At 71.1% G+C, this 16,914-nt stretch carries 11 protein-coding genes and 2 pseudogenes; 8 read left to right on the top strand and 5 right to left on the bottom strand.

Annotated features, from left to right (window positions below):
• Nucleotides 1-280 precede the first annotated feature (280 nt).
• From FNH08_RS23375 to FNH08_RS23365, 3 genes are all read left to right on the top strand, one after another.
• On the top strand, nt 281-3,160 hold the full coding sequence (locus tag FNH08_RS23375; RefSeq protein ID WP_152773497.1) for a peroxidase family protein: 2,880 nt from the start codon (nt 281-283) through the stop codon (nt 3,158-3,160).
• Between the two features lie 45 nt (nt 3,161-3,205).
• The gene (locus FNH08_RS23370; protein WP_152773496.1) at nt 3,206-4,609 is read left to right on the top strand and encodes a hypothetical protein; all 1,404 of its coding nucleotides are present in this window, start codon (nt 3,206-3,208) and stop codon (nt 4,607-4,609) included.
• Nucleotides 4,610-4,700: 91 nt separating this feature from the next.
• Nucleotides 4,701-6,167: a pentapeptide repeat-containing protein gene (locus tag FNH08_RS23365; RefSeq protein ID WP_322725182.1), complete on the top strand. Its 1,467-nt coding sequence runs from the start codon at nt 4,701-4,703 to the stop codon at nt 6,165-6,167.
• Nucleotide 6,168: 1 nt separating this feature from the next.
• On the opposite strand, the gene FNH08_RS23360 is transcribed toward FNH08_RS23365, so the two are convergent.
• Nucleotides 6,169-7,965, bottom strand: a complete 1,797-nt coding sequence (locus tag FNH08_RS23360) for a bifunctional sugar phosphate isomerase/epimerase/4-hydroxyphenylpyruvate dioxygenase family protein (protein ID WP_152773495.1) — start codon at nt 7,963-7,965, stop codon at nt 6,169-6,171.
• Nucleotides 7,966-8,080: 115 nt separating this feature from the next.
• Nucleotides 8,081-8,956 carry a shikimate dehydrogenase gene (locus FNH08_RS23355; protein WP_322725181.1) on the bottom strand — a complete coding sequence of 292 codons (876 nt, stop codon included), beginning with the start codon at nt 8,954-8,956 and terminating at the stop codon, nt 8,081-8,083.
• 195 nt (nt 8,957-9,151) lie between these two features.
• Here FNH08_RS23355 and FNH08_RS23350 point away from each other — a divergent pair, with 195 nt between their 5' ends.
• Together FNH08_RS23350 and FNH08_RS23345 are read left to right on the top strand one after the other, a co-directional pair.
• Nucleotides 9,152-9,817, top strand: coding sequence for a TetR/AcrR family transcriptional regulator (locus FNH08_RS23350; protein ID WP_152773494.1), 666 nt, complete (start codon nt 9,152-9,154; stop codon nt 9,815-9,817).
• Nucleotides 9,818-10,083: 266 nt separating this feature from the next.
• Entirely contained in the window at nt 10,084-11,439 is a 1,356-nt protein-coding gene (locus FNH08_RS23345; protein WP_322725180.1) for an MFS transporter, read from the top strand.
• 82 nt (nt 11,440-11,521) lie between these two features.
• Here FNH08_RS23345 and FNH08_RS23340 read toward each other — a convergent pair.
• Nucleotides 11,522-12,514 (bottom strand): annotated as a pseudogene (locus FNH08_RS23340) (methyltransferase); the annotation flags it as partial.
• Nucleotides 12,515-12,849: 335 nt separating this feature from the next.
• Entirely contained in the window at nt 12,850-13,323 is a 474-nt protein-coding gene (locus tag FNH08_RS23335) for a TIGR03618 family F420-dependent PPOX class oxidoreductase (protein WP_152773492.1), read from the bottom strand.
• A 73-nt stretch (nt 13,324-13,396) separates the two neighbouring features.
• On the opposite strand from FNH08_RS23335, the gene FNH08_RS23330 reads away from it, so the two are divergent.
• The 3 genes from FNH08_RS23330 to FNH08_RS23320 all read left to right on the top strand — a co-directional run bounded on the left by FNH08_RS23330 (nt 13,397) and on the right by FNH08_RS23320 (nt 16,726).
• Nucleotides 13,397-13,981, top strand: coding sequence for a TetR/AcrR family transcriptional regulator (locus FNH08_RS23330; RefSeq protein ID WP_152773491.1), 585 nt, complete (start codon nt 13,397-13,399; stop codon nt 13,979-13,981).
• A complete protein-coding gene (locus FNH08_RS23325) occupies nt 13,978-15,420 on the top strand; it encodes an MFS transporter (protein WP_152773490.1) in 1,443 nt (480 codons plus the stop codon). Before FNH08_RS23330 ends, FNH08_RS23325 begins: the two co-directional genes overlap by 4 nt.
• A 79-nt stretch (nt 15,421-15,499) precedes the next feature.
• Nucleotides 15,500-16,726 (top strand): serine hydrolase domain-containing protein, encoded by a 1,227-nt coding sequence (locus FNH08_RS23320; protein ID WP_152773489.1) that lies wholly within the window; start codon nt 15,500-15,502, stop codon nt 16,724-16,726.
• Between the two features lie 31 nt (nt 16,727-16,757).
• Here the strand turns inward: FNH08_RS23320 and FNH08_RS23315 are convergent.
• A pseudogene (locus FNH08_RS23315) lies at nt 16,758-16,914 on the bottom strand (saccharopine dehydrogenase); the annotation flags it as partial.

Below are 16,914 nucleotides of genomic sequence, written 5' to 3'. Positions count from 1 at the left end.
GGACGGGACGGGTAGGGGCGGCGGGGGCGAGAACATCGTTCCCCGGCCAGCGCCGCTCCCCTCGCCTGGGGCCGCTGGGATGGAAACACACCCGAGGTACTCCTACATGCGTTCGAGCACCACTTTGACGTGCCCAATTGCCACTGTCTGCACGGTTCTTCACAGATGTTCGGGATGGCGCGAACTGTCGCTGTTGACGGCGGGTTCGCGCCGGTAGCGTGTGCGGGCCCCCCTTTGCCCCAGTCACGTTCGCATCCGTACGTACGAAGGAAAACGACAGATGGCAGAGTCCGGGCAGCAGGACCAGCAGTACGAACGGTACGAAGGCGGCAGCCCCGAGGCCGAACGGCTCGTGTTCGAGCGGCTGGCACGGGAGTTGATGAACGTCCAGGTCAGCAACCGCCGCGCCGGGGGCGGCGGAATCACCCGCGCCTTCCACGCCAAGGCACCGGTGGCCGTGGAGAACGCCCGACTACGCTTCCACGACGACCTGCCCGCCGCCCTGCGCGTCGGTTTCGCCCAGCCCGGCGCCGAGTACACGGCCACCGTGCGCCTGTCCAACGCGAGCGGCATCCGACAGGGCGACGGTTCACCCGATCTACGGGGCGCCGCCGTGCGCGTGCGAGTGTCGGAGGGTGAGAGCCACGACCTGCTCGCGACCAGTTACCCCGTCTCCCACGCCCGGAACGCTCGCGAGTTCGTGGCCTTCGCCAAAGCCATGGCAGGGGCGAGGACACCGCTGCGGAAGGCGTTCGGGCTGTTCGTGAAGCTGCCGCTGGCCGTGGGGCTGGGGACGGCCAACCGGATGCGGAAGAACGTCCGGTCCGCCACCCGCCACGCCGTCAACTCCCTCGCCACAGAGACGTATTGGAGCCGGGGCGCCATCCTGTGGGGCGATGCCGGGCCGGTGCGCTACCTGCTGCGCCCGGCACCGGGCGGTCCTCCCGGATCCGCGCCCGACCGCACGGACCCGCAGTTCCTGGCGCGGGAGTTCGCGCGGCGGCTCGCGACGACGGACGTCGTGTTCGACCTGTGCGTGCAGCGGTACCTGGACGAGCGTCACACGCCCGTCGAGGACGCCGCCGTGGAGTGGAGGGACTCCGTCACGCCCGCGCTGGCGATCGCCCGGCTCACCATCCCGCGCCAGGACCTGAACAGCGCCGAGGCCCGTTCCGCCGCCCGGCGGATCGAGGAGCTCGCCTTCAACCCCTGGTACACGACTGACGAGTTCCGGCCGCTGGGCAACATCAACCGGGCCCGCAAGACGGCGTACCGGGCGAGCAGCGCGCACCGGCTCGGGCAGCGCTTCGTCACGCGGGAACCGCTGCAGAACCGGTTGCTCGACCGGCCCGTGGGCACCGCGTTCGCGCTGCTCAACCGGTACATACCCTGGCACCGGCTGCCGGTCCGGCTGAGCCTGCTGAACCTGGTGTTCCTGCGGAAGGTGCTGCGGCGGCTCAACCTGGTCGACACCGAGGTGCGCGAGGCCCCGCCCAAGGCCCAGCCCGTGCCGGAGCCCGTACCGGAGCGGCTGCGCACGGAGCGGTCGTACGACGGGACGTACAACGATCTGTCCGACCCGGGGATGGGCGCGGTCGGGGCCGCCTTCGGGCGCAATCTGAAGCCCGAATACCGGCCCGATCTCTTCGATGTGCCGAACCCGGTCACGGTCAGCCGTGAGCTGCTGTACCGGGAGAGCTTCGTGCCGGCGACCTCGCTCAACGTGCTCGCCGCCGCCTGGATCCAGTTCCAGGTGCACGACTGGGTCAACCACCGCCGCTACAAGCTCGGTGACCGCAGCGTGGAGGTTCCGCTGCCGCCCGGCTCCGGGCCCTGGTACAACACGCCCGGCGGCCCTGCCGAGAACGTCATGCGGATCGCCGAGAACGAGGGCCTGGAGCAGCCGGGCAACCGCCCGCCGATCCTGTTCGGCAACTACGCCTCGCACTGGTGGGACGGCTCCGAGGTGTACGGCGGCGACGAGCAGACCGCGCGGTTCCTGCGTGAGCCGGACGGCGGCGCCGAACTCCGTCTGGAAGACGGCCATCTGCCGCCGGGCGGGGCGAACGGGGTTCCCCTCACCGGCTTCAACGAGAGCTGGTGGATGGGCCTCAGCGCGATGCACACGCTGTTCGCGCGCGAGCACAACGCGGTGTGCCACGCGCTGCGCGCCGAGTACCCGTCGATGAGCGAGGAGCGGATCTACCACACGGCACGCCTGGTGGTCTCCGCGCTGATAGCCAAGATCCACACCGTGGAGTGGACACCGGCGATCCTCGCCACCGAGGCCATCGACATCGGGCTGAAGACCAACTGGCAGGGACCGCCCAGGAGTTGGCTGAACCAGCTGGGCCTGTGGCTGTTCGAGGCGCACTCGCTGACCGGTATCCCCAAGACACTGCCGGACCACCACACGGCGCCGTACTCGCTGACCGAGGACTTCACGACCGTCTACCGTATGCACCCGCTGATCCCGGACGACTTCGAACTGCGCGAGCACAGCTTCGGGCAGCGTCTTCAGACCGTGGGCTTCCTGGACATCCACGGTGGAGCGGCGGAGACACAGATCCGCAAGACGGGGCTGGCGAACAGCCTGTACTCGTTCGGCATCGCCCACCCCGGCGCGATCACGCTGCACAACTTCCCGCGCTCGCTGCAGCACTTCGAGCGGGAGGGCGAGATCATCGACCTGTCGGTCGTCGACCTGGTCCGGACGCGGCGACGCGGCGTACCGCGCTACAACGACTTCCGGGCGGGCCTGCACAAGCCGCGTCTGCGCTCCTTCGAGGAGGTGTCGGAGAACCCGGAGACCGTGGCGCGACTGAAGGACGTCTACCGCTCGGTCGACGAGATCGACACCGTGGTCGGCCTGTTCGCGGAGAACCCACCGACCGGCTTCGGGTTCAGCGACACCGCGTTCCGCGTCTTCATCCTGATGGCCAGCCGCCGCCTGCAGAGCGACCGCTTCCTGACGGTCGACTACCGACCCGAGATCTACACCCCGCTCGGCATCGACTGGGTGGAGAAGGGCGGGATGAACTCGGTGATCCTGCGCCACTGCCCGGAGCTCGCGGCCCTGCTGCCGCGCGAGGCGAGCGCGTTCGCGCCGTGGCGCACGGTCCGGCCGACGGGCAACGGAGGGCTGAGTGACAAGACCTGACGAGGTCTGAGCGATCTGAGCGACAAGATCCAACGGGGGAAACACATGACAGTGATCGACGACCAGCCTGAGTACGCGGGCATGCCCCAGGGGCACCCCGGACTCGACGATCTGTTCCGGCGCCCACTACTGGAGACCGTCTGGCGACGCCGCACCCACCGCGTCAGCCGGGGCGCCTCGGTGCCCGCCGGCACGATGACCTACTCCTCGCCCCACGCTCCACAGCCTCTGTCGGAGCTGGAGGAGGCGTTGCTCATCGCGATCACGGGGTGCACGGGACTCACCATGCCCGACCGGCCGTTCGACGACCCGCGGGACGGCAAGCCCATCATGGCCAAGCCGAACCTGACCATGGCGGGCCGGACCGCGGGCAGCCCGGACAACGCCCAGGGCACCCACTTCTTCATGATCAACGACTCGGGGACGTACTTCCTGCGCAAACTGCCGCCCGCGCCGCGGGAGCCCTTCGACGCCGACACGCTGATCGCGCGGGCCCGCGCGTCGAAGGTGAAGGTCCTGGACCACCGCCTCGACGTCGCCGAGGGGCAGCGCGACTTCCCGGCGTATCTGGACTCGAACCGCTTCCTGTCCAACCTGCCGGGGACGACGTTGTTCTTCCCGGTCGTCGATCTGTCGCACCAGTACGTCAACGCGCTCATGTACCTGCTCACCCAGCCGGACGGGGCGCGCCCGACCCTGGTCGACGACCGCAACTTCTACCGCCCGGCCGGGGTGAGGAAGTGGGTCGGGAACGGCTTCCTCAACAAGGACCTGAAGCTGCCGCTCGGCGCGCTCGGCCCCATGCGCACGCAGATCGAGGCGGACCTGCTGCTGCAGAACCTGATGCTGACGGCGGAGGCGATGGGGCTGGGCGCCTGGATCCACGCCACCATCAACCCGCAGATCGCGCTGGGCGACCCGAAGTTCTCGCGGAAGTACGGCAGGATGCTCGGCTTCACGTTCGCCACCCCGCGCTGGCGGCTCGGCGACCTGTGGCGCTGGCACATCCCGCTGCCGAAGTACAGCAACGTCCGCTCGCACCCGGTCGGTCTGCGCTCCCCCGACGGCGAACCGCTGATCACAGCCGCGTGTCCGCCGGCGTACAGGTCGATGTCGGACGCGGTGGACGCGATCGTCCGCGAGAAGTTCGGGCAGGGCGGCACGTACGCCGACAAGGACGTCTTCGCCCGGATCTACAAGGAGGACTACGGGCAGCGGTACCTGGCCGAGGCGAGCGAGTACGAGGAGCGGGTGATCGACTGTGCGCGGGACATCTGCGAGTACATCCTGCGTACGCACGGCCGCTTCCCGGCGCACACCGACGCGATCCACGTACCGGGCGTCTGGCTCCAGGCGCATCACGTCGAGACCGAGTACTACGAGCGGTACTTCGCGAACGGGCTGACCGACGCCCACCGCCGGCACGCGGAGGTGTGGGACCGGTCGTGACAGGCAGGGCGACCGGGGCAGGTGTGCCGGCCGGAGTCCCGGTCGCCCACGGCGAGTTGACAGCTCACAGGGGTCGCGTCAGAGTCCGGGCGTGAGCGAGATCAACGATCTGACGCCGGCCGAGGCACGGGTGTGGCGGGCGTTTCCCCGGGGCGAGGCCGTGGACTTCCGTACGGCCGAGGACGAGGACGCCTCGCCCGGCGACGGGTGGGGGCCGGAGCGGACCGTACGGGCGAGCGTGCTGAGGGCGCTGCTGCTGAGGGCTCCGCGGGAGGAGGGAGAGGTCGCCGCGCTCAAGGTCGCGGGTGCGCGGATCACCGGGGTCCTGGACCTGCGGTACGCGACGGTCGACAGCGTCGTACGCCTGAGTTCCTGCCGCTTCGACGACACTCCCGACCTCTCCGGCGCGCACCTGAGCTATCTCAACCTGACCGACTCGGTGCTTCCCGGTCTGGCGTCGGCGCGTGCCCGGGTGGACGGCAGTCTGCGGCTGACCGGCTGCCGGTTCCGCGGACCGGTCCGTCTCGGCGGGGCACACATCACGGGGGCACTGTTCCTGGAAGGGGCGGAACTCACCGCACCGGACGGACCGCAGCCCGTGCTGCAGCTCAAGCACGTGACCGTCGAGGACGAGATATGCGCGACCGGGCTGCGGACGCACGGCGAGATACGGCTCGACAGCGCCACCATCGCCGGATCGGTCAACCTCGACGGCGCACGGCTCCACCATCCTGGCCACGCCGTCCTCGACGCACAGACCCTCGTCGTGGAGGGCGACGTCCTCATGCGGCGCGTGCACGCCGTCGGCTGGATCGGCCTGGGCGGCGCCCGTGTCGCGGGCCGCCTCGACCTCTCGCACACCCGCCTGTCGAACCCCGGCGACGCGGCGCTGCGCGCGAGCGGCTGCACCGTGGGGGAACTCTGGCTGCGGGGGGACGCGTCCCTGGAGGGCCGACTCAATCTGCGCCGCGCCCAGATCGACGTCCTGTTCCTGGAAGCGGAGGCGGTGCCGGACGAGGTCCTCCTCAACAGCCTCGTCTACTCCACGCTCATCCCCCACGAGCCCGCCGAGCGTCGCCTGCCGATGCTGGAGCGGGACCGGGAGGGGTATGTCCCGCACGCCTACGAGCAGTTGACCGCCGCCTACCGCAGGATCGGCGACGATCTCGCGGCCCGCCTCGTGCAACTCGCCAAGCAGCGCCGCCACCGCTCCACGCTCCCCTGGTACGGCCGTGTGTGGGGCCACCTCCAGGACGCCACCGTCGGCTACGGCTTCCGCCCGCTGCGCGCCTGCGTCTGGCTGCTGTCGCTGCTCGCCGTCGGCTCAATCGCGTACGGGCTGCACCACCCGCCGCCGCTCAAGCCGTCCGAGGCCCCGCAGTTCAACCCGGTGTTCTACACGCTCGACCTGCTGCTGCCGGTGATCTCCTTCGGGCAGGAGGGCGCGTTCGCCCCGCGGGGCGGGTACCAGACGCTGTCCTACGTCCTGATCATCACGGGCTGGATCCTGGCCACGACGGTCCTCGCCGGTGTGAGCAGGTCGGTCAGCCGCCAGTGAGTCACCGCACGGCGTGCTGCGCGGCCAGCCGGACCGGCGCGTTCTGGGCGCCGTAGCCGCGGTAACCGCCGTCGCGCTGGGCGAGTTCGAAGAAGACCCGGCCGACGGTGTGGGTGTAGCAGTGCCGGAACTCGCCGTACGCGTCCCGGTCGTAGAGGATGCCCAGTTCGCGGTACGTCTCCAGTTCCCCGTCGGGGAACTCGTGCCGGGCGGCGAGGTCGTCGTAGTAGTTCGCGGGTACGGCCAGCAGACGGCCGCCCGCGTCGCGGAAGGCGCGGGCCGTCGCGACCACGTCGTCGGTGGCGAGCGCGATGTGCTGGGCGCGGGCGCCGTCCTCGGTGGGGGCGGGGCCGACTCCGAGGGCGATACGGACGCTGCCGTCGGCGTTGGTGACCGCGCGGCTGCGGTGCAGTCCGTAGGGGTCGGCGACGTCGACGCTGTCCTGGGCGTGCAGTCCGAGCACGCTGCGGTGGAAGAGGACCGCCTCGTCGAACTCGTGCCAGGGCTGGGTGAGGGCCAGGTGGTCGATGCGGGTGACTCCGTGGGGGGCCGCGTCCTGGTGCGGGACGTCCACGAAGTCGGCGCGCCAGTGGGGCGGTGCGGGCCGCTGGGCCGCATCCTGCGTGGCGACGAAGAACAGTTCCGTGCCGTCGGGGGCGGCCACCGCGTCGAGGAGCGCGTCCTCGGGGGCGAGGCGGCGCGGGAGCACGGGGGCGAGGAGTGCCTCGGCGCGGCGGGCCGCTCCGGAGGGGTCCGGGGACTCCAGGCCGACAGCCGCGAGGGAGGTGCCGTCACGGCGTGCGGCCGGCCCCGTGTTGACGAGGACGCGGGCCTCGCCCTGCTGCCACAGGTCCACGGGCTTGCTGCGGTGGCGTGCCACCCGGGCGAAGCCGAGGGCGCCGAGGAGCGCGGAGGCCGGTTCGGCGTCGGCGGTGACGAGTTCGACGAAGGCGGCGCCCGTGGGGACCACGGGTTCGGGCAGCGCGGCCAGGCCGGCCGCCTCCTGGAGGACGAGGAGGGAGCGGTGCGCGTCGACGGCCGTGGGGCCCGCCTCGGCCTGCCGGAACACGTCGTTGAAGATCTCCAGGGACAGCGGCCCCTGATAGCCGGCCGCGATGACGTGCCGGACCAGGCCCGTGACGTCGAGGCCGCCCTGCCCGGGGAAGCAGCGGTAGTGGCGGCTCCACTGGAGCACGTCCATCGCCATCAGCGGGGCGTCGGCGAGCTGCAGGAAGAAGATCTTCTCGCCGGGGATGTCCTCGATGCCCTTGGGATCGCTGCCGCGGGCGAGGATGTGGAAACTGTCCAGGCAGGTGCCGAGCGCGGGATGGTCGGCCGCCTCGACGATGCGCCAGGCGTGGTCGTACGTGTTGACGTGCCGCCCCCACGCCAGCGCCTCGTACGCGACGCGGATGCCGAAGTCCTGGGCCAGGTCGGCCAGTTGGCGCAGCTGGGCGGCGGCCAGCGCGTCGTGGTCCTCGGCGAGCGGGGAGACGCTGGAGCAGACCAGGACGGTGTCGGCGCCGAGCCGCCCCATCAGCTCGAACTTGTGCCGGGCGCGCCGCAGGTTGCGGGCGAACTCCTCGGGCGGCACGGCCTCGATGTCGCGCATCGGCTGGTAGAGGTCGATGCTCAGCCCCAGGTCGGCGCAGCGGGCGCGGATGTCCTCGGGGGTGAGGGGACTGGCGAGCAGGTCGTTCTCGAAGATCTCGACCCCGTCGAACCCCGCCCGAGAGGCAGCGGCGAGCTTCTCGGTGAGGGACCCACTGAGCGAGACGGTGGCGATGGAGGTACGCATGGAAGGGCTCCTTCAAGGCTTCGGTTCCGGCAAGGCGCCCCTTCAGGGGCGCGGGGAACTGCGCGACCAGCCACAAACAACCCGCAGCCGACGCACCACAGGCCCCCAACGGCGCTCAGTTACGGACACTCGCAACACCGGCCAACTCACCAATGTCCGCCAACATCGCGGCAGTGTCCGGCTCCCGCCCGGTGAACAACCGAAACGCATCCGCAGCCTGAAAAACGGCCATACCTCCCCCGTCCAGCGTGGCGCAGCCAACCGCCCGAGCCGTCCTCAACAGCTCCGTCTCCAACGGCCGGTACACCACCTCGGCAACCCACAGCCCCGCCCGCAACAGCCCCGCCGGGAACGGCACCCCGGGATGGGCGGCCATCCCGGTGGGCGTCGCGTGCACGACCCCGTCGGCCCCGGCGAGCAGCCGCGGCAGGCCGTCCGGGGTCGCGGCAGCCGCGCGGCCAGCGCCGAAGTGCCGGTTCAGAGCGGCGGCGAGGTCGACCGCCCGGTCGGGCATCGCGTCCACGACGGTGACGTGCTCGGCGCCGAGGGTGAGCGTGGCGTGGGCCACGGCCGCGCCCGCGCCTCCGGCGCCGAGCTGCACCACGTGCTCCAGCGGGACGTCGGGCAGACCTCGGGCGAAGGAGGCCGCGAAGCCGGTGACGTCCGTGTTGTGGCCGACGGCGCGGCCGTCTTCGAAGACGACGGTGTTGACGGCGCCGAGCGCCTCTGCCTGCGGGGCGAGCCCGTCCAGGTGCTCGATGACGAGCTGCTTGCACGGGTGCGTGATGTTCAGCCCGTCGAAGCCCAGGTCGCGGGCGGCGCGGACGAGGTCGCCCACCGCCTCGGGGCCGACGCCGAGGGTGTCGATGTCGATCAGGCGGTACACGTAACGAAGGCCCTGCCGGTCGGCCTCGCGCTCGTGCAGGGCGGGGCTGAGCGAGGGCCCGATGCCCGACCCGATGAGACCGACGAGATACGAGTCCTGGGGCACGGCGGGCCTCCTGCGAGCGGCTCACTAATGTACGAACTGGTTCGTTAGTCATATCAGCCCGTGGGAGCCCTGGGAAGAGTTGGCGAGAGTCACGCCACCGCTCGGAGAACCCTGAGTAACCGCGCCCCCCTGCCCGACGAGCTCCTGCTTCTACAATCGCGAGCACCGGAACAACCGAGGAATCCGAGGAATCCGATGACCACTGTCGAAGAGCCGGCCCGTTCCGGCGGGCGGCTGCGCGACGCGGCCCGTACGAAGGCCGAGATCCTCGACGTGGCGACCAGGGAGTTCGCCCGCTCCGGGTACGCCGGGGCGCGCGTCGACGAGATCGCGGCCCGCACCCGCACCACGAAGCGGATGATCTACTACTACTTCGGCGGCAAGGAGCAGCTGTTCACGGCCGTGCTGGAGCGCGCGTACTCCGTGATCCGGCAGGCCGAGCAGGATCTGGACGTCGAGCACCTGGACCCGGTCGCAGCCATCCGGCGGCTCGCCGAGCTGACCTTCGACCACCACGAGGCGCACCCGGACTTCATCCGTCTGGTGAGCATCGAGAACATCCACGAGGCCGAGCACATCGCCGCCTCCGAGGAGCTCGGGAAGATCGGCTCACCCGCCCTGGAGGTCATCCGCCGCATCCTGGAGTCGGGCCGGACGTCGGGCCTGTTCACCGCGGACGTGGACGCTGTGGACCTGCACGCGATGATCAGCTCCTTCTGCTTCTTCCGGGTCGCCAACCGGCACACCTTCGGCGCCCTCTTCGGCCGCGACCTGGTCGCCGCCGACCAGCGCGAGCACTACCGCACCATGCTCGGCGACATGGTCATCGCCTATCTGACGGCGGACCGGACCACGGACTGACGGCTTCAGCCGGGCGCCAACGGACCGGACCACCGACCCGCAGCGGCCCGAGGACACGGCACGGCCGCTGCGGAAGATCCTTCCGCACGCCCCCTTGACACCCGGGAAACGTCGGCGCAACATCACTGGCCAACCACTACTAACTACCTAGTGGGTTAATTAGCCGGGCGAACATCCGGCGCGGCCGACCCTCCACCCCCAGGGATCCGGCACTTCTCCCCTCCGCTCACTCCGCCTACGTTGGAGTCCCCTCGAAGGAGCACGCCGTGTCGTCTGTCCCCGCCGCACCCCTCGACGCGCCGCCCGGCCAGCCGAAGAAAGCCGCGACGGCCGCGTGGATCGGCAGCGCCCTGGAGTACTACGACTTCTTCATCTACGGCAGCGCCGCCGCCCTGATCTTCCCCGAGGTCTTCTTCGACGAGTCCGACCCGGCCACGGCGACCCTGCTGTCCCTGGCCACGTTCGGTGTCGCGTACGCGGCACGGCCGATCGGCGCGCTCTTCCTCGGGCACTACGGTGACCGGCTCGGCCGCAAGAAGATCATGGTCTTCACGCTGATCCTGATGGGTCTGTCGACGTTCCTCATCGGCTGTCTGCCGACGCGGGACCAGGTCGGCACGCTGGCGCCCGTCCTCCTGGTGCTCTGCCGTGTCCTGCAAGGCATCTCGGCGGCGGGCGAGCAGGCCAGCGCCAACTCGATGACTCTGGAACACGCGCCACCGAACCGCCGGGGCTTCTTCACCAGCTTCACCCTGAGCGGCACCCAGGGCGGGCAGTTGCTCGCCACCCTGGTCTTCATCCCGGTCGCCGCGCTCCCCGAGGACCAGCTGCTGTCCTGGGGCTGGCGGATCCCCTTCTGGCTGAGCATCGCGGTCGCCGTCGTCGGCTACGTCATCCGGCGGACCCTGGAGGAGACCCCGGCCTTCACCCAGCAGACCCGCTCCGAGGGCGTCGCGAAGCTCCCGCTGGCCATCCTGCTGCGTGAGCACTGGGCGGACGTGCTCCGGGTCATCGCGGGCGCGCTGATCGCCTCGGTCTCCACGATCTTCACGGTGTGGGCTCTGGCGTACGGGACGAGCGACTCGGTCGGGCTGTCCCGCTCCTCGATGCTGTGGGTGGGCGCGCTCGCCAACCTCGTCGCGCTCGGCGCGATCCCGGCGTGGGCCGTCCTGTCCGACCGCATCGGCCGCCGCCCGGTGTACCTGATCGGCGCCGCCGGCAGCGCGGTCATGATGTTCGCCTACCTGTGGGCGATCTCCACCGGCTCGTACCCGCTGGTCCTGATCCTCGGCATCCTCACCTTCGGTGTCGTGTACTCGGCCGCGAACGGCATCTGGCCCTCCTTCTACGGCGAGATGTTCTCCACCCGGGTCCGCCTGTCCGGCATGGCCATCGGCACCCAGATCGGATTCGCGGTCGCCGGGTTCGCCGTGACCTTCGCCGCGCAGATCGCCGGTCCGAACGGTGACGACTGGTCCGCCGTGGCCCTGTTCACCGCCGCCCTGTGCGTCCCGCCGGTCGTCGCCGTCCTCACCGCCCGCGAGACCCACAAGGTCCCGACGGAACTCCTCGGCGAGCGTGCGTCGCGCGAGGCGGCGGGCCGGGAGAAGGTCGCGGCCTGAGCAGCCGCCGGTCTCCCGGTCTCCCACCGATCTCCCACCGGTCCCCGAGTGCCCTCACGGGTGCTCGGGGACCGGCGCGTGATCAGCTACGGGCCAGGCGCCACAGCGAGGTGATCTCCGCCGCTCGGGCGGCGTGGAGAGGATCCGCCGTGTCCCGAGCGCGGGGATGCCGCGGCCTGGTGTCCGTCCGTTCCACCACGCGCAGCCCGGCCGCCTCGATGGAGGCCATCAGCTCTCCGCGCGCCCTGAGGCCCAGGTGCTCGGCCAGGTCGGAGAGTACGAGCCAGCCCTCGCCGCCGGGTTCGAGGTGGTCGGCCAGTCCGTAGAGGAAGCCTCGGAGCATGTCCCCGTCCCGGTCGTACACCCCGTACTCGAGGTCGGAGGTGGGCCGCCCGGGAAGCCAGGGCGGGTTGCAGACCACGAGGTCGGCGCGTCCGTCGGGAAAGAGGCAGGGTCCCTCGACGTCGACACGCCCCGTGAGGCGCAGCCGCCGGACGTTGTCCCGCGCGCAGGCCAGAGCGCGCGGGTTGATGTCGGTGGCGACGACACGGTCGATCCCCCGGCGGGCCAGCACGGCCGCGAGTACGCCTGTCCCCGTGCCGAGGTCGAACGCGGTACGGGGACGAGCGCCACGAGTTGCCGTCCCTCCAGGGAACGGCGCCCCGGCGACCAGATCGACGTACTCGCCCCTGACCGGCGAGAACACGCCGTAGTGCGGGTGGACGCGAGCACCGAGGGCCGATACCCGCACGCCCCTCGTGCGCCACTGATGCGCTCCGATCACCCCCAGCAGCTCGGTGAGGGAGATCGCCATCGGCCCGCCCGGCGGACCGTACGCCTCGGCGCACGCCCGGCGAAGGTCCGGGGCCCTGCGAAGGCCCAGCGAGTGGTCGCCCTCCAGGAGCACCACGAGCCTGCCCAGTACGCGGGCACGATGGCGACGGGCACGGCGGTACAGGTGAAAGTACTCCGCCGGGCCGTCACCGCGGCCGGGAGGTTTCCGGTCGACGCGACGGCCCATCGCCCGCAGGAGCCGACGGGCGTTGTGGAAGTCGCCGCGCCACAGCAACGCCGAATCGGACCCCTGCGGAGCAGGGCAAGGAACGGGATTCACCCCCAGGGCGAAAGACCGCTGGCCACGTACGGTAAGATGAACGCCACGCTGAGCGAGAACCAGGCTAGCGTGACGGCGCATTGCGAGAACCAAGCATGTGCCACCCGAGCTTTGTTGTGCCAAACCGGGCAGGTTCCGACCCGGCTGGTGTTGAGGGCGTAAGACCTCGCGGGCTGCTGGCCTGTGGGGCTTCCTGAGCCAGGAATCCCCCTGCTTCAGCTGGGGGAGGGTTCAAAGAGACACGAACATCACGAGAGATCACCGGGGATCGCGGGAGACCACGGGAAACTCAGAGCCTAGCGTCTGGGGGCCCCGTACGCCCGCTCCACCCGGAGCCGCAGGACGAGCCGTCGGTCCCGGACCATGGCCGCCCGGTAGTCGTCCCAGTCGGGGTGCTCACCGCTGACGTCCCGGTAGAGCCGGATGAGCTCCTCGACCGTCGCGTCGTACGGGTCCTCGGCGACCGGGGTCAGGTCGGCCGTGCCCTCGACGACCGTGTACGCCCACCGGTCGTGGCTGGTCACGTGGTACGACACCCGTGGGTCCCGGCGCATGTTGCGGGTCTTGGCGCGGGTGTCCGTGATCGAGACGCGCACCGTCCGCTCGTCGGGGTAGTACGCGTGGTTGACGTTCGAGAGCTGGGGGCGGCCGTCGGCCTTGAGGGTCACCAGCACTCCTCCGTCGTGCTCGGAGAGCAGCCCGAGCAGAGCGTTCTGTGCGTCCCGCGCGGCGTCGGGCACGCCGTTGGCTTCCTTCGCGTCCTGGGTCATGCCCTGACAACGGCCGGTGGCCGCGGGGAATTCCGCATAGACAGTGTCTACTCCTTCTTGGTAGACACTGTCTATGCCATCTGCCAGTGAACAGGACGGCGGGCTGCGCGCCCGTCTGATCGAGGTCGGCGTCGACCTGGTGACCACGGAAGGCGTGCAGGCGCTGTCCCTCAGGGAGATCGCCCGGCGCGCGGGCGTCTCGCACGGGGCGCCCCGCCGCTACTTCCCCACCCACCGGGAGCTGCTGTCCGCCATCGCGCGCCGGGGCTTCGAAAACCTGGCCGCCAGGGGCGCGGCCGCGATCGGCGACGGTACGGCGAGCCCGCGTGAGCAGCTCACCACGCTGGGACGCATGTACCTGGACTTCGCGCTCACCCACCGGGGCATGCACGAGCTGATGTTCCGTCACGACCTGCTGGAGAGCAACGAGTTGGGTCTGCGGGAGACGAGCCTGCCGATCTTCGCCCTGCTGACGGACCTGGTCGGCCGCGCCCGTCCCGGTGCCGACGCCCGTCTCGTCGCGGGCTCGCTCCTCGCGAACCTGTACGGCATCGCCCAGCTGTGGACCTGGGGCAGCCTCCAACTCACCACGGGTGCCGACGACTTCGCACCCCTTCTGCGCACCGCGCTGGACGCGCACCTGGGGCCGGAAGGATGAGGGCGCCGACAGCGGCGGGCCCGACGACGCCGATGGAAGCCGCCGCACCCCACCGCCGCCTCACCCTCGCCGGCAGCGTGCTCGGCGCCGTGATCGTCGCCCTCGACGGCACGGTCCTCACCATCGCGCAGCCCACGCTCCAGCGTGAGTTGGGCGCCTCCTTCACCCAGGTCCAGTGGACCAGCACCGGCTACCTCATCGCGGTGGCGAGCCTGCTGGTCTTCGCGGGGCGTCTCGGGGACCGCTACGGCCATCACCGGGTGTTCGCGGCCGGAATACTGGGCTTCGGGGCCGCGTCGGCGGGCATCGGGTGCGCGTCCGGTGTGGGCTGGGTGATCGCGCTGAGGGTGGCCCAGGGAGTCTTCGGCGCGCTGCTGCAGCCCGCCACCCTGGGCATGCTGCGCGCCGTCTACCCGCCCGACCGGCTGGGGATGCCGCTCGCGCTGCGCACCAGTGCCATCGGGGTGGCGGCCGCGGCCGGTCCTCTGGTCGGCGGGGTGCTGGTCACCCATCTGGGCTGGCGGTCGGTGTTCTTCCTCAATGTCGTTCCGGCCCTCGTCCTGGGCCTCCTCGCGCTGACCGTACGGGCCCCGGCCCGGCCGCGGACGGGTGCCACCGGCCTCGACCTGCCCGGTGCCTGTCTGCTCGCGGTGGCCCTCGGCGCTCTGGTGCACACGCTGGTCGGCGTGCCCGGCGAGGGTTCAACGGCCGGGACCGTGCTCGGGCTGTTCACCACGGTGGGCGCGGCCGTCGCGTTCGTACGCAGGGAGCGGCGCACCACCGATCCCCTGCTGCCGCCCGGGGTGCTGGGCTCGGGGACCGTCGGCGCGGCGCTCGGCGCCCTCGTGGCCGCGTCGGCGGCGATGCTCGGAACGATGTTCGTCAGCAGCTACGCGCTCCAGGACGTCCTCGGCCTGGACCCGCTGCGGACGAGCCTGACCGCGCTGCCGGGAGCCGTGGCGATGGTGCCGGCCGCGCCGCTGGCCGCCGTGCTGCTGCGCCGGTGGGGTGCCCGTCCGACGGCGTTCCTGGGCATGGGGCTCCTCTCTGCCGGGGTGCTGGCCCTGTCCCGGATAGGCGAGGGCACGTCGACGGTCGTGACCGGCGGCGGCTTCCTGCTCGTGGGGGCCGGTTTCGGCACGGTGATGGTGACGGCGACGACGGTCGTCGTACGGGACGTCCCGGCGGAGTCGGCCGGGGTGGCGGGCGGGCTCCAGCAGACCGCGCTGAACATCGGCCCGACACTCGGAGTCGCGGTGGCGACGACGGTGATCGGGGTGTCGGGCGGTGTGTCGCCCGGGCCCGCGCTCTTGGCGCTGACGTGCGGGGCGGCGCTCGGCGGGGCACTCTGCCTCAGGCTGCCCGGACGAGGGGCCCCGACGAGGGTTGACTCACCGTCCGTAAGGGACCATGAGAGGGAGGATGTTCGTGAGCCGTAGCCCGGAGCGGACCGTTCGGGCCGGAGTGGAGAGCGTGGCCCGGGTCGCGGGAGTGCCCGGGCCGCACCGGAGGTGAGTCATGGGACGACTGCGACAAGAGGTGGAACCGGGATCGGTCGGCCTCGACCCGAAGGCGCTGGCCCGGCTGGACGAGCACTTCGCCCGCCTGGTCGACGACGGCCGGCTGCCCGGCTACCTCGTCTCCGTCGCCCGGCAGGGCCGTGTCGCCCACCTCACGGCGTACGGCCACCGCGACCTCGCGGCCGGGCTCCCCGTCGAGAGCGACACCATCTGGCGGATCTACTCGATGACCAAACCGGTCACATCCGTGGCCGCGCTGATGCTGGTGGAGGAGGGTCTGCTCGCCCTCGACGACCCGGTGTCCCGGTACATCCCGGCCTTCGCCGAACCACGGGTGTACGAGTCCGGCGCCGGTACGGAGACCGTGACCCGCCCTGCCGAGCAGCCGATCCTGGTCCGCCACCTCATGACCCACACCTCGGGTCTGACGTTCGGCTTCTACCACTCCCACCCGGTCGACGCCCTCTACCGCGACGCGGGCCTGGAGAACTCCGTCCCCTCCGGCGCCGACCTGACCCGTACCTGCGAGGTGTACGCCAGCCTGCCGCTGCAGTTCGAGCCGGGCACACAGTGGAACTACTCGGTCTCCTCGAACGTCCTCGGCCGCGTCATCGAGGTGGTCTCGGGCCGACCCCTCGACGAGTTCTTCGCTGAGCGGCTCTTCGGGCCGCTCGGCATGACGGACTCGGGCCTGTCCATCACTCCCGAACAGGAGCCGCGGCTCGCGGAGTTGTACGGGGAGACCGACGGCGGCGGCATCACCCCGATCCCCGGCCTCCCCCTGCGTGGCCGCCCGCGCTTCCTGTCCGGCAGCGGGGGCATGGCGGCCACGGCCCACGACTTCCACCGCTTCATGGAGTTCCTGCGCCGCCGCGGCGAACTCGACGGAACCCGCCTGCTCTCCCCGGCATCCGTGGAGACGATGGCCTCCAACCACCTCCCGGACAACGCGGACCTGCGCTCCTTCGGCAGCGCGCCCCACCAGTTGCCGACCAACGCGGGCGTCGGGTTCGGCCTGGGCGTGTCGGTCGTCGTCGATCCCGACGTGACCGACACCCCGTTCCCCCGGGGCACGTACAGCTGGAGCGGCGTCGCCACCACGACCTTCTGGGTCGACCCGGAGCGCGACCTGACGGTCCAGTTCATGACACAGGTACGGCCGACCTCCTCCAGCACCGTCATCCTGGACCTGCGGCGGCTGGTGTACGAGGCGGTGGTGAGCTGACGCAGTCGCCGGGCTCCTGGGGCCGGGCTGCTCAGCCCGCCCCTTCCCGGAACGTGAACGTGACCCCGTCCCCCGCCAGTTCGGCCAGCCACTCATCCGACCGCCCCGCCGTCTCCGCCGCCCGGCTGAGCCCCGGCGGGAGGGAGCCGTCGAGGATGTGCCGAATGCCGAGGGCGAGAGGGCGGGAG

It is taken from the genome of Streptomyces spongiae (genome assembly GCF_009377185.1).
Lineage (GTDB): Bacteria > Actinomycetota > Actinomycetes > Streptomycetales > Streptomycetaceae > Streptomyces > Streptomyces spongiae.
Note: the sequence above shows the minus strand (reverse complement) of the source record. Positions and strands in the feature narration are given on the sequence as shown.

What these genes read in the sequence shown, in the direction of transcription:
- FNH08_RS23350 (WP_152773494.1), top strand. Translation starts at nt 9,152, where the DNA reads ATGACCACTGTCGAAGAGCCGGCCCGTTCCGGCGGGCGGCTGCGCGAC.
- FNH08_RS23375 (WP_152773497.1), top strand. Translation starts at nt 281, where the DNA reads ATGGCAGAGTCCGGGCAGCAGGACCAGCAGTACGAACGGTACGAAGGC.
- FNH08_RS23360 (WP_152773495.1), bottom strand. Translation starts at nt 7,965, where the DNA reads ATGCGTACCTCCATCGCCACCGTCTCGCTCAGTGGGTCCCTCACCGAG.
- FNH08_RS23330 (WP_152773491.1), top strand. Translation starts at nt 13,397, where the DNA reads ATGCCATCTGCCAGTGAACAGGACGGCGGGCTGCGCGCCCGTCTGATC.
- FNH08_RS23335 (WP_152773492.1), bottom strand. Translation starts at nt 13,323, where the DNA reads ATGACCCAGGACGCGAAGGAAGCCAACGGCGTGCCCGACGCCGCGCGG.
- FNH08_RS23325 (WP_152773490.1), top strand. Translation starts at nt 13,978, where the DNA reads ATGAGGGCGCCGACAGCGGCGGGCCCGACGACGCCGATGGAAGCCGCC.
- FNH08_RS23320 (WP_152773489.1), top strand. Translation starts at nt 15,500, where the DNA reads ATGGGACGACTGCGACAAGAGGTGGAACCGGGATCGGTCGGCCTCGAC.
- FNH08_RS23370 (WP_152773496.1), top strand. Translation starts at nt 3,206, where the DNA reads ATGACAGTGATCGACGACCAGCCTGAGTACGCGGGCATGCCCCAGGGG.